General features: G+C 71.6%; 12 protein-coding genes and 1 pseudogene. 6 read left to right on the top strand and 7 right to left on the bottom strand.

What is annotated here, in order from left to right:
* Positions 1-67: 67 nt before the first annotated feature.
* Together VM95_RS14800 and VM95_RS14795 are read right to left on the bottom strand one after the other, a co-directional pair.
* Positions 68-1,123, bottom strand: a complete 1,056-nt coding sequence (locus VM95_RS14800; RefSeq protein WP_045696626.1) for an NADH-quinone oxidoreductase subunit B family protein — start codon at positions 1,121-1,123, stop codon at positions 68-70.
* Between the two features lie 150 nt (positions 1,124-1,273).
* A complete protein-coding gene (locus tag VM95_RS14795) occupies positions 1,274-2,950 on the bottom strand; it encodes a hydrogenase maturation protein (RefSeq protein WP_045696624.1) in 1,677 nt (558 codons plus the stop codon).
* 271 nt (positions 2,951-3,221) lie between these two features.
* Between VM95_RS14795 and VM95_RS14790 the strand changes: the two genes are divergently transcribed.
* Entirely contained in the window at positions 3,222-4,064 is an 843-nt protein-coding gene (locus VM95_RS14790) for an SDR family NAD(P)-dependent oxidoreductase (RefSeq protein WP_045696622.1), read from the top strand.
* 233 nt (positions 4,065-4,297) lie between these two features.
* Here VM95_RS14790 and VM95_RS14785 read toward each other — a convergent pair whose 3' ends face one another.
* Positions 4,298-4,567 (bottom strand): DUF6296 family protein, encoded by a 270-nt coding sequence (locus VM95_RS14785; RefSeq protein WP_045696616.1) that lies wholly within the window; start codon positions 4,565-4,567, stop codon positions 4,298-4,300.
* Between the two features lie 157 nt (positions 4,568-4,724).
* On the opposite strand from VM95_RS14785, the gene VM95_RS14780 reads away from it, so the two are divergent.
* On the top strand, positions 4,725-5,165 hold the full coding sequence (locus VM95_RS14780; protein WP_045696614.1) for a VOC family protein: 441 nt from the start codon (positions 4,725-4,727) through the stop codon (positions 5,163-5,165).
* Positions 5,166-5,448: 283 nt separating this feature from the next.
* On the opposite strand, the gene VM95_RS14775 is transcribed toward VM95_RS14780, so the two are convergent.
* A complete protein-coding gene (locus VM95_RS14775) occupies positions 5,449-6,144 on the bottom strand; it encodes a class I SAM-dependent methyltransferase (RefSeq protein WP_052707376.1) in 696 nt (231 codons plus the stop codon).
* 126 nt (positions 6,145-6,270) lie between these two features.
* Entirely contained in the window at positions 6,271-7,824 is a 1,554-nt protein-coding gene (locus VM95_RS45170; protein WP_208615453.1) for an HD domain-containing phosphohydrolase, read from the bottom strand.
* Between the two features lie 325 nt (positions 7,825-8,149).
* Between VM95_RS45170 and VM95_RS42565 the strand changes: the two genes are divergently transcribed.
* Entirely contained in the window at positions 8,150-8,554 is a 405-nt protein-coding gene (locus VM95_RS42565; protein WP_157882109.1) for a hypothetical protein, read from the top strand.
* A 188-nt stretch (positions 8,555-8,742) separates the two neighbouring features.
* On the opposite strand, the gene VM95_RS14760 is transcribed toward VM95_RS42565, so the two are convergent.
* Complete coding sequence (locus VM95_RS14760; protein ID WP_045696607.1) at positions 8,743-10,185, bottom strand: tetratricopeptide repeat protein; 1,443 nt, start codon at positions 10,183-10,185, stop codon at positions 8,743-8,745.
* Positions 10,186-10,422: 237 nt separating this feature from the next.
* Positions 10,423-10,629 (bottom strand): annotated as a pseudogene (locus tag VM95_RS45630) (DUF255 domain-containing protein); the annotation flags it as partial.
* Between the two features lie 284 nt (positions 10,630-10,913).
* On the opposite strand from VM95_RS45630, the gene VM95_RS14755 reads away from it, so the two are divergent.
* From VM95_RS14755 to VM95_RS44345, 3 genes are all read left to right on the top strand, one after another.
* The gene (locus tag VM95_RS14755) at positions 10,914-11,189 is read left to right on the top strand and encodes a hypothetical protein (protein ID WP_157882108.1); all 276 of its coding nucleotides are present in this window, start codon (positions 10,914-10,916) and stop codon (positions 11,187-11,189) included.
* Between the two features lie 197 nt (positions 11,190-11,386).
* Positions 11,387-12,028, top strand: a complete 642-nt coding sequence (locus tag VM95_RS14750) for a carbonic anhydrase (RefSeq protein ID WP_045696603.1) — start codon at positions 11,387-11,389, stop codon at positions 12,026-12,028.
* A 258-nt stretch (positions 12,029-12,286) separates the two neighbouring features.
* Positions 12,287-12,390, top strand: a 104-nt coding sequence (locus tag VM95_RS44345) for a Sua5/YciO/YrdC/YwlC family protein (protein ID WP_244178775.1), incomplete at its 3' end; no start/stop codon positions are given.

Raw genomic sequence — 12,390 nt, 5'->3', positions numbered from 1 at the left:
AGTTGGGGTCTGCACAGCGGCCCGCCCGCCCCGTTGCGGGGGCGAGCGGAACGCGGGGATTGCGGGTTCACCAGGGCGGGCGGTACCCGGTCGTCAGCCGGCTGCCGGTCCGGCGCCACTTGGGTTCCTTGTCGACGGTCCGCGCGGTGATCGCGCGCAGTCGGCGGATCACCGCCCCGTAGGCCGAACTGGCGCCGGTGGACACCCGCGAGCCGGGCGGCGGGTCCATGAACGGCATGAACTTGTCGGGGAAGCCCGGCATGGTGCAGGCGATACAGATACCGCCGACGTTGGGGCAGCCTCCGATGCCGTTGGTCCAGCCGCGTTTGGTGACGTTGCACTTGACGACCGGGCCCCAGCAACCGAGCCGCACCAGGCACTCCGGGGTGCCGTAGTCGGTGGCGAACTGGCCCTGCTCGTAGTAGCCGCCGCGGTCACAGCCCTCGTGCACGGTCGCGCCGAACAGCCAGGCCGGGCGCAGTTTGTCGTCCAACGGGATCATCGGCGCGGATCCGGCGAGCTGGTAGAGCAGGTAGGTCAGCGTCTCGGAGAAGTTGTCGGGCTGGATGGGGCAGCCGGGCACGCAGACGATCGGCAGGCCGGCCTTGGAGGTCCAGTCCCAGCCCAGGTAGTCGGGCACGCCCATGGCTCCGGTCGGGTTGCCGGCGATGGCGTGGATGCCGCCGTAGGTGGCGCAGGTGCCGATGGCGACCACGGCGGTCGCCTTGGGGGCGAGGCGGTCCAGCCATTCGCTGGTGGTGATCGGCTGGCCGGTGGCCGGGTCGTCACCGAAGCCGCACCAGTAGCCCTCCTTCTTGATCGTCTCGTTCGGGATGGAACCCTCGACGACCAGGACGAAGGGGTCGAGTTCGCCGCGGTCCGCCTTGAAGAACCACTCGACGAAGTTGTCCGCGCCCTGCACCGGGCCGCACTCGAAGTCGATCAGCGGCCAGTGGACGGCGACCTTCGGCAGGCCGGGAAGTGTGCCGGTGACGATCTCCTCGATGCTCGGCTGCATGGCCGCGGTCAGCGAGACCGAGTCCCCGTCGCAGCTCAGGCCTGCGTTGATCCAGAGAATGTGCACGGCGCCCAGGTCGGCGGCGGTCGTTGCTGCAGCACCCATGAGGATGCCTCCTCAGAAACGGGAGCCGGACAAATCGGCTCGAACTTCTTCTTAGCAGCACTTCCGCGGGGCCGCCGGTTCAGAGGACATGGCCGGTCCCCCGAGGGGACGCAAGCCGGGACGGCCGTCCGGATGACCCACTGCGCGCACTCAGCGGCTGCCGCGCGGGGGCTGCTTGCGCACGAATGCGGCGCGCAGCGCGTGGTACGGCGCGCACGGGTCGAAGAACTGCCGGTGCATCACGGCCAGTTCGGCGCGGCGGTAATCGGCGAGCGGTCGCCGCAGCTCGTCCGCCTCCCGGGTGACCTTCTTGGCCGCGATCCGGGACTGCAGGGCGGGCAGTGCGGCGAGCCGGCCGGCCAGGGCGGCGACCGTCCCGCCGAACTCCTGCGGGCCGCAGTCGAGCACCCGGTCCACCAGCCCGGTGCGCAGGCCCTCGGCGGCGCTCACCGGCAGCGCCCGCCCGGTGAGCCGGGCGGCTTGGGCGGCGCCCACCCGGCGCGGCAGGCTGTAGGTCCAGTACTCGGACCCGTGCAGGCCCATCAGCCGGTAGTGCGGGTTGAGGACGACGCCGCCGCGGCACCACACCTCGTCCGCGGCCAGGGCGAGCATCACGCCGCCGGCCGCCGCGTTCCCGCCCAGGGCGGCGACGACCAAGCGGTCGGTGGTGGTCAGGACCTCGGCGACCAGGTCGTCGATGGCGTTGATGTTCTCCCAGGACTCCCGGGCCGGATCGGGGGCGGCCTCGATGACGTTGAGGTGGATGCCGTTGGCGAAGAAGTCGCGCCCGCCGCCCAGCACCAGCACCGAGGTCGGCCGGCCGGCGGCGAAGCGGTAGGCGGCCAGCAGGCGCCGGCAGTGGTCGGTGCTCATCGCGCCGCCGGGGAAGGAGAAGCGCACGAAGCCCACCGGTCCCTCCTCCCGATAGCTGAGGTCCGACCAGACCCGGCCGTCCGGCGGCGGCATCAGCGGCGCGGGCCGTCCGGGCACGCCGGACAGGGCCGTGCCGAGCGCGGTGACGGCCGGCAGCCGGATGGTGGCGGGCCCGCCGGGGTCGCGGCGCCGGCGCAGTTCGGGGATCCACACCGCACCGTCCGCCGTCGCCCGGCACACCGCCCCGGCACGGGTGGCCAGGAGCTCTCCGGGGCGTCCGCGCAGTTCGTGCTCCGGGTGGCCGCCGTGCAGGAACCACTGGCCGCCGAGCAGTTCGTCGAGCACGCCCGGCCTGGAGTCGGCCGCGCGCAGCTTGCGCAGCACCGCCTCGGTCGGGTCGCCGGCCCAGTCGATCCGGCGCAGCTCCTGGCGGAAGAACGGCCGGGTGCGGTTCACCGCCCGCCAGCCGGGCCCGTGCTGTGGCTGGGGGACGTGGATACCGGAGGCGAAGCGCTCGACCGCCAGCAGCACCGCCTCCATGGCGGCGTCGGAGACCTCGTTCCGGTAGAGGTCGCTCTTGCCGGCCGGCGCGAGCCGGCACGCGGCCGACGCCCACACGGCGCCGCCGTCCATCTCCTCCTCGGCCCGCAGGACCGTCACCCCCCAGCCGACCGCCCCCTCGTGGATCGCCCAGTCGAGGGAGGACGGCCCCCGGTCCCCGGGCGGGCCCGGATGGACGATCAGGCAGGTGACCGCCGCACAGACGTCCGGGGGAATCACCGCCGTCAGCATCGGCGCCACCACCAGGTCCGGGCCGAAGGCGCGCACCGCTTCCCGCAGCGCTTCGTCGCCGTCCGCGAGATGGACCTCCAGCGTGTGCCGCCGGTCCCGCAGTTCCGCGTGGACGCGCTGGGTGAGGCTGTTGTAGGCGCTCGCGAGGAGCAGAATCCGCATCGCGGCCTCCGGCCGGGTCGGGGGTGAACCCGGTGATCATGCCCCTCCCCCGTCCGCGCGCCCGTCCGCGCCGGCCCGCCGCGCCGCCGGTTCACCCGTTCACCCGTTCGTCGGCGGCAGCCGCCCGCCGCCACAGCTACTGCCGCGCGGCGATCCCGTTCGCCGGACGGCGTGATTTGTTCAGGGGTCCCTGATGGCCAATGATGATGATCAACATTTGCCGTCCCCGGTCCGCTCGCATCTGCCTCGGACCCGACACCGGAGTTGCGACATGAAGAGTCTGCACGGCAAGGTCGCCGTCGTCACCGGGGCGACGAGCGGCATCGGAGCCCGCATTGCGGAGGTCTTCGCCGCCGAGGGCGCCCACGTCGTCCTCGCCGGCCGCCGCGAGCACGAAGGGCACCAACGGGCTGCGGCACTGGGCGAGTCGGCGACCTTCGTGCGCTGCGACGTATCGGTCGAGGCGGACGTCGAGGCACTCGTCGGCCACGCCGTCGAGCGCTACGGGCGGCTCGACATCATGGTCAACAACGCGGGCGGGCCGGGGAACATGGCGTCGGTGACCGACTTCGACTCTGCCGTGTTCACGCGGACACTGGCGGTCCATGTCGCGGGCGTCATGCACGGCATCAAGCACGCCGGACGGCAGATGGTGGCCCAGCGCTCGGGAAGCATCATCAACGTGGCGAGCCTGGCGGGAAAGATCGCCGGCTGGTCCGGCCTGGACTATTCGACCGCCAAGGCCGCCGCACTCCACCTCACCCGGTGCGCGGCAGTGGACCTGGGTGAGCACGAGGTCCGCGTGAACAGCGTGTCCCCCGGTTTCGTGCCGACGGGCATCTTCGCCAAGGGTTCCGGAGCCGATGCGTCGGCTGCTGACGCGACGGCGATGTCCGTGGCCGAGGCGTTCAAGCCGATGCTGGACTCCAGCCAGCCGCTCCCCGGCACCGTCCGCACCGACGACATCGCCGCGGCCGTCCTGTGGCTCGCCGGCGACGCCAGCCGCCTGGTGACCGGGCAGGATCTCGCAGTCGACGGCGGCATGACGGCCGGCCGCCCCGCCGCGTCTTCCCGGGCCGAACGGACCCGCATGCGCGACCTTCTCTCCTCCTGACCGCGAGGCAGCGCATCCGACCAACCCCGATCGTCCGTCGCACGCCACCACCACCGGCACCACGATCCGCCTCGGCCGGGCTGCCGATACCTGCGGATACCGGCCCACGCCAGGTGGCTCGGTGCGCCGTCGTACCGCGAAGCCGTTGCACGTACTGCACAGCGGGCGTACGACCAGCGGCGACCATGTCTTCGATGACCGCACGGCGCGGGGCAGTACCGGCCCGAGCGCTGCTAGACCAACGGCTTGGCAACGATGATCGGGGAGGGGCTCACCGTGAGGGCGCGGTGACGACCGTCGTCGGTGATCTCGACCTGCACCGTGCCGTCTTGGTCGGCATACACCGGGTGGCCGGCGGGGCCGAGGCGGCCGGTCACCGCGACCGGGACCGTCCGGCTGCGTCCTGCATCATCGCGCATCCAGAGCAGGTACCCGGTGACGGCCTTCGCCGTGGCCGCCAGCGACGCGGGTCGACCCTGGACGTCGGTCTTGTCGCCCTTCATGGCACGGACCGTACGTCGTGCTGGGCCTTCGTGCTGCTGGGGGGAGTCCGTTCCAGCGAATACTTTGGGAGGTACGCAGGTCCTGTAGGAACGGAAGACCCCTCACCAGAGAGGGCCCTCTCCGGGCCGGCCGCAGGCGGAACAGGGAGAAATCAGCATGGCAATTCAGCGGATGGACAACGTCGGCATCGTCGTCGAGGACATGGACGCCGCCATCGCGTTCTTCGTAGAACTCGGTATGGAGCTGGAGGGCAGGGCGGAGGTCGAGGGCCGAGTCGCCGACCAGTGCACTGGACTCGACGGCGTCCGCTGTGACATCGCGATGCTCCGGACCCCGGACGGTCACAGCCGACTTGAGCTGGCGAAGTACCGCAGCCCCGCGGCAATCAGCGCCGGGCCGCGCAACAAGCCGCACAACGTTCTCGGCACGCACCGCGTCATGTTCGCCGTCGACGACATCGAGGACACCGTTGCCCGCCTGCGCACTCACGGCGCCGAACTCGTCGGCGAGTTGGCGCAGTATGAGGAAAGCCACCGCCTCTGCTACGTGCGCGGCCCCGAGGGCATCATCGTCGGACTGGCCCAGCAGCTCAGCTGAGGGCGGAGGGAATCCGGTACACCCGCAGGCCCTCCGGCCAGCGCTCGGGCAGGCGGCGAGCACAGGTGCGGTGGTGGAGGCGGTGGCCTGCTGGCGGCCTGCATCGAGCCCGGCCGCCGGGGAACCATCCCCCCGCACCCCCGGCGCCGTGACCGGCGGACGGTTCTCCGGCATGCCGCCGGCGTCCGGTGCGACACCGCTCGGCATACCGGCGGAGATCACTTGTTCCGAGGGTGTCGTCTTCCTGCTCGCCGCGGGACGGGAACGGCATCCGCACAGCCCTTCAGCCACCCGCGGCCGTCTCCGACACGGCTGTCTCCGGCACCGCCGTGGCCGCGTCGGGTCCGGGCGGGGTCGCTGCGGGGAGCCTGGCGCTGCCCAACACGGCCGGGCCGACGAAGGACGGACTCGCGGGGAAGACCTGGCGCTCGACGTGGTCGACGACGAATCCGGCCGCCCGGATCGAGTCGAGCGTCGGACGGTTGCACTCGCAGCAGACCACCAGCCGGTTCAGCCAGTTCATCCGGTCCTGGTGGCGGGCCGCCTTCGGGTCCTCCGAGCGCATGTGCTCCAGGAAGAGCAGCCGCCCGCCGGGGCGCAGCACCCGGCCGAGCTGGCGCAGCACCCGCTGCTGGTCGCTCACCCCGCACAGCACCAGCGTCGACACGACGACGTCGAAGCTGTCGTCCTCGAACGGAAGGTCCTCGGCCGGCGCCCGCAGGACCGTGGTGCGCGGAGCCCGCTCCGCGACGTGCCGCTCCAGCCGGCGGACCATCGCCGGCTCGGGCTCGGTGACCGTGAGCGACTCGACGCCCTCGCCGTAGAGGGCGAGGTTGGCCCCGGTGCCGCTGCCGATTTCGAGTACCCGGCCGCTGGCCTCGGCGATCAACCGGCGGCGCAGGTCGGCCAAGCCCTGCCGCTCGGCCTTGGCCATCATCCGGTCGTAGGTCACCGCGAGCAGTGTGCTTCTGACGCCCATGACTGCCTCGATTCACGGTCCGACGTTCTGCCTCGACGTTAGGCCCGTGCCGTGCCCGGCACATGGGGCGGATGCCTCATCTTCGGCACCTTCCGTCGGGCCGTCGTTCCGGAGTCGGCCCCGCTCTCAGAGCAGACCGTTCTGCACCGCGAAGAGGCAGGCCGCGGCCCGGGTCGAGGTCCCGATCTTGGCGTAGATGTGCTCGATGTGGTTGCGCGCCGTCTTGGGCGAGATCACCAGCTGTGCGGCGATCTCCTTGCTGGAGCAGCCGCGGGCCAGCAGCCGCAGCACGTCGATCTCGCGGGTGGTCAGGCCCGCGGGTCCGGCGCCGCGCCGCGGCCTGCGGTGCCCGGCGGCCGCGAGGACCGCGGCGACCGCCTCGCCGTCCAGGCGTCCGGCGGCGACCTCGGCGTGCAGCTGCGCGGCGGCCTCCGCCGCCTGGAGCGCCGCCCGGTGCGGGCGCGGCTCGATCATCGACTGGTACGCGTCCGCGACGCCCAGGATCCGGCTCGGCCAGGAGATCGCGCCGCCCGCGAGCCCGCGCGGGTAGCCGGAGCCGTCCAGCCGTTCGCGGTACTGCACGGCGACCTCGCCCAGGGGGGCGAGTGCCGGGGACTGCCGGAGCATCCGCTCCGTCAGATAGGGCTGCAGCCGCACCCGTTCCCACTCCCCCGCGCCCAGCGGTCCCGGTTTGTCCCAGATCGCATTGGAGACGCCGAGGCGGCCCAGGCCGTGCACCAGGCCGGCCCGGCGCAGCGTCGTCACCTCGGCCGGATCCATCCGCAGCCCGAGCGCCGCCGCCTCGGCCAGCGCCGCCACGGCACGGCCGTGGCCCAGCGTGTAGGGGGACTTCAGGTCCACGAAGTCGGCGACCGCGAGCAGCGCCGCGTCGAACTCCTCCTCGCCGAGCCGGACGCCGAGCGCGGGCTCGGCCCCGATCACCGCCTCCCAGGTACGGACCGTGTCCAGCCCGCCCACGATCTCCTCGGGCGCCCGGCAGAGCTCGGCCACGAGTCCGGGATCGAACTGCGTCCCCGCCCGACGCCTGGCCAGCTCCGTGGCCGCGCCGGTCCCGCCGATCCGGTGCGCCACCTCGACGTACTCGGACAACTGAGCGAGCCGGGAGGGCAGCGGCACGGCCTCGCCCTTGAGCTCTCCCGGCCAGCCGCGTCCGTCCCACTGCTCGTACGAACAGGCCACCGCCTCCTGCACGGCCTCCGGCAGACCGAGTCTCCGGGCGAGCTCGCGGGCCAGCGCCGAGTGGGTGTTGATCATCCCGTTCAGATCGCGGAACCCGCCGAGCGTGAACTCCAGGCCGACCCGGAACCGGTGCAGCGGCGGATTGCCCGATCCGATCAGCCGCAGCGTCGCCGCCGCGCCCGCCAGACTGCGCTGCTCGTAGGCGTACTTGCCGGACTTCAGCGTGATGTCGTCGCCGAACCACTTCGCCTGCTCGTGCGCGTCCGAGTGGCAGCCGACGTTGACCAGCAACGCGGTGTAGTAGACGACCATCCGGCTGTCGTCGTCCAGGCCGAGCCGCTCGGCCAGTCGCAACGCGATCAGGCACTGGCGCAGCACGTGCTCCATCGGCTGGCCGAAGCCCAGGTCCACGCCCAGGGAGAGCGCGGCCACCAGCTCCGCCAGACGCACCTCCGCTCCGCTCTCTGCGCGGCTCGTCACCGTCACCACGCTACGCCCCCACGCGTCCTGATCTCGATCTGTGGAGGCCTTCCCCCTCGCCGGACGACGCGCTGGCGTCCGCCGACGTCCGCGGGCCGGGCGAATCGGACCGGTGCGGCCGCCAGGGCCGGCCGGCGCAGGCAAGACCCGGCTCGCCGGCGCCGGCCGCGGTGCGCGCCCTCCGCCGCCTTCGCATCCGCCGGGAACGACGCGACGACATCCACGAGGCCTTCCTCGGCCTCGCCACCTGCTTGATCACTCACCGCCACGTCCAGTGCCTCTGTCAGGACCTTTAAGTGGCACGTGTCAGCTACTCTCTGCCCTCATGCAGAAGATCACACAGCTCGCCGCATCCCTATCCATCATCGGCCTGGCTGTCCTGTCGGCAGGATGCTCATCCGCCCGGCCTGAGGCCACCCAGCCTGAGGCCACCCGGCCTGCTCCGTCGATGTCCGCACCGGTTTCATCGTCACCCTCCGCGGCAGCCACGCCGGTGGTGGCGGACCGGGTTCAGTCCGCCTTCGCTGGCGCCGCCGCTTTCACGGCCATCACCCACCGCGGCCGCCAGCCGTCCGCGGAGACCTGCGCCGCAGAGTGGAACGAACTGTCGCCGTCGAAGCAGGCAAGCCTGGACCGGGCCGGCTTCGACGCGGGCTGCTACGGGGATTCCAAGCCCGAGACCATCACCTTCGACGCCGGCAGCACCCCCAGTCCCAGCACCACTCCCTGACCTCCGTGCCCGGCGCACCAGTCGCAACAGCAGGCGGGCACAGGTCGGCCACACTGCCTCCCCACCCACCAGTCAAGATCAAGTGACAGAAACCCCGCATCGGTCAAGGTCGGGTGGCAACGGTCAAGATTGTCCCGTCCCACCGAAGTTCGACGATTCTCAACGGAGTTCGACCGCGGCGCCCCTGGCTAGAACGGGGGCTCCAGGCTGAACTCGCCCGTAGCAGCCCAGGGATCGTCCTGTTCCCGCTGCTCCGCCGCCTCCCGCTCCCGCCGTTCGGCAGCCGCGCGACTCTCGGCGATCGTCGGAATGGAGTCGAGGGCCTCGGCCGGGCGGCCGTGCCTGATCAGCATGTCGGGCAAGTCGTGGTGGACCAAGTAGTGGCTGGAGGAGCGGAGCAGTGCGAGGGCTTCCTCCGTCCGGCCGTCCTGCTCCAGCAGCCGGGCCAGCGCGGTGTCCCACTCGCCCGGCTCCCGCTCGTTGAGGGCGGTGGCCTCCGCGATGCCCTCCTTGCAGCGCTCGGCCTCGCCCAGCAGCCAGAGCCGCAGGTGGTGGACTTGGTCAGGGTGCTCCTTGACGTATTCGTCGGTGAGCCCCTCCAGGAGTTCGAGGGCCCGGCCGGGTCGGCCGTCGTCAACGAGCAGTTCCAGCGCCCAGTGGAGGAAGTTCCAGCAGTCGTAGTACTCGCAGGTGGGCCGGCCGGTCTCGACGGCTTCGTCGACCCTCCCCTGGCGGACGAGGAGGCGCATCAGCGCCGCCCGGTCCTTCGGATGGTCATGGGCCTCGATCCCCTCGCGCAGCACGGTCTCCGCCTCCTCCGCCCGCCCCGCGTCCTCCAGCGCCTTCGCATACACGTCGAGAGCGGAACGGCGGTCTTCGGCGGCGAGGGCCCTCAGCTCATCGATCAGGCCCTGCCGGGCGAGGAGCTCCGCGAAGTACTCCGGGAAGTTGACGGGGTGCCGCCGGCCCGAGGCCCACTCGGCGCGCAGGACCTCGACGGCCTCGTCCGTGCGCCCCGCCCGTTCCAGCACCCGGGAGATCAGGAGCAGCACCTCCCAGCGGTCGGTCCGGCGCGTCCCGCAGGAGGACTCACCGCACCCCTGGCACGCCGCGTTCTCGGCAGGCTCCATGCGCTTCGCCTCCTGCGTGAGCACGTCCAGGACCAGGTCGTCGCATCCCTGCCCCTCGGTGATCTCGACCAGGCGGGAGCGGAGCCAGTACTCCCCGAGGTGGGGCGTGAGGACGTCGACGGCCTCCTCGACCCGTCCGGCTTTCGACAGCAGCTCGGCCCAGCTGGCGCACACGTGGCCGTCACCCAGCCTGGCCTCGTCCGGGCGCATCATCGCGAGCGCCTCGTCACCCTCGCCCCGGTGGATCATTATCTCGGCGGTGACCCACGCGGCGGGCCGCCAGCCGACCTCCGCGAACGGGCCCACCAGCGCCAGCGCCCGGTCGAACTCGCCCGCCGCACACAACTCCCGGGCCGCTGCCTCCGCGCAGTTCCAGTCCCCACGCTCCCGCGCCGCCCGGACCAGCAGTTCCACCTGCCCCAGGTCGAGGAGGGTCCGCACCATCCGCGGGTAGACGCCACCATGGTGGCGCGCCTGCCAAGAGAGATCATCGATGTTCATGCGGGCACCCTACGAACTGCCGCCGACAGCCCCTCCTCAACCGAAGCCGGGATGCCCACGACACCTTCGCGCAGGGACCTGCAGGACCCCCTCTGACCTGTGGCAACGCCACGCCGCCGACTCACGCCGGTCGCTCCTGGGCTCGCGATGCGAAAGGGGCGTGCACTGGGTTCGATCTCGACAGGAGTTCTCTGCAGTGCCTCTGGCACCTGGGGTCCCCGGACCCGAGCGACACATCTTGTGGGCCATCACGTGGCACCATTTGATGGGTCGTCGCAGAAGCTGTAACCAATGGCAGGATGCGTACCCCACCGAGAGGAGGATGGGTACGTCCCGCCTTGCTGCTTCTGACATCGCCTCCTCTCCCCACTCCCACCAGTCCACAGGATTGGTGGCGTGCTGCTGGAGATACGGCGACTGGGCATGGACCAGTCGATTCACCATGACCGCAGTATCCCCGCCCGCCGGCCCACCGCGGGGACCGTCCCGCCAACACGCCGACGATGACGCCGCCAGGCGCAAGGCCAGTCGGGGCGATTACTGCCGAGCCTCGGGCTGACTTCCGCTACCCGGGACTCGGACACCGATGCCTTCATCATCCGTTGGGTTCATGATAAGTCGGTCACGGCCCGGTGCAGATCAACATCGGCTGGGTCGCAGAGCGATCCCGCGTCCGGTCGAGGAGCTTTGTGTTGCGGGCGACGGTTGCCGTGCCGAGGATCATTCGCATGACGACTGCAATGGACCGTGGTGAGCGGGATCGACTCGCCGTGTTTGTTGATCAGCTACCGCTCGCGCCGGGAAAGGACGCGCGTTGCATCCGGGTGGACGAGACCCTGCTGGAGGTCGCGATCGTGATGCTCGGGCTGTTCTCGGCCGCGTTCGCCGACGAGCCGATCGGCCGGGCGACCGGGATGGTGGCGGGCCGACTGGAACTGAACGTGCCGATGACGGCGATCCTGGCACTGAGGAACAGCCTGGAATCCGGCATGGAACTGCGGTAACCGCCGCGACCGTTGAAGCGGCCATGACCACCAACTCGGCGCAGCCAAGGGAGACCCGGGGAAGAACGCACCGAAGGCTGCCCTGGGCCGCCGGACGCCCGGGCCCCAGTCCGCCGCGGTCATGGCCACGACAGAGTGATCGGCCCGGAGGTAGTGCCGCCCGTGCGGGGTGCGGAGGAGGGTCGTAGGCTGCGGGCATGACTGACACGCCGCCCCTGACGCCCCGGGAAGCCTTCGAGACGCTGCTGGCCGGCAACCAGCGGTTCGTCACCGGGGTGCCGGAGCATCCGAACCAGGACGCCGCCCGCCGTACCGAGACCGCGCCCGCGCAGGCGCCGTTCGCGGTGCTGTTCGGCTGCTCGGACTCCCGTCTGGCCGCCGAGATAATCTTCGACCGCGGGCTGGGCGACCTGTTCGTGGTCCGCACCGCAGGTCACGTGATGGGTCCGGAGGTGCTGGGCAGCATCGAGTACGGGGTGAGCGTGCTCGGCTGTCCCCTCGTGGTGGTGCTGGGCCACGACTCCTGCGGCGCGGTCGCCGCGGCCCGGGCCGCCGTGGCCGACGGAACCACCGTGCGCGGGTACGTGCGCGACGTGGTCGAGCGGGTCACCCCCAGCGTTCTCGCTGCCAGGGCCGCCGGGCGCACCGAGGACGCGGACTTCATCGCCGAGAACGTCCGGCACACCGTCGACCTACTGCTGGAGCGCTCTCGCACCCTCGCCCACGCGGTCGAAGCCGGCAGCACCGCCGTGGTCGGCCTGTCCTACCGCCTCGCGGACGGCACCGCACACCTGGTCACCGCCCGCGGCGTGGAGGTACCGGCCGACGCCACGGTGTGACGCTCAGCTTGACGTTCGACGTCACTGGTCACTCGACCGGCTGAGATCCCCGGGATCCGGGGTGACCGCATGTGGTCACCGTCCGCGTATCGACTCCAGGATCCTCCGGCCTGGGATGCGAGGCCGGCCCCGGCCGGCCGGCGGTGACCGGGGCCGGCCTGGGCAGGGCCCTGCGGGTTCTACGCTGAGCCGGGTCGCCATAGCCGTGTGCCCCTGGTGCGGCGTGATGGCTTTCGACCGGGTGAGAGGATGGCGGGTATGACGGCACTACCCAGTGACATCGAGAAGGCAGCCGGTGTGCTGCGCGCCGGAGGCCTGGTGGCCCTCCCGACCGAGACCGTCTACGGTCTGGGCGCCAACGC

The organism is Streptomyces rubellomurinus (assembly GCF_000961885.1).
Classification (GTDB): domain Bacteria; phylum Actinomycetota; class Actinomycetes; order Streptomycetales; family Streptomycetaceae; genus Kitasatospora; species Kitasatospora rubellomurina.
This window is presented reverse-complemented; position numbering and strand designations above follow the sequence as displayed.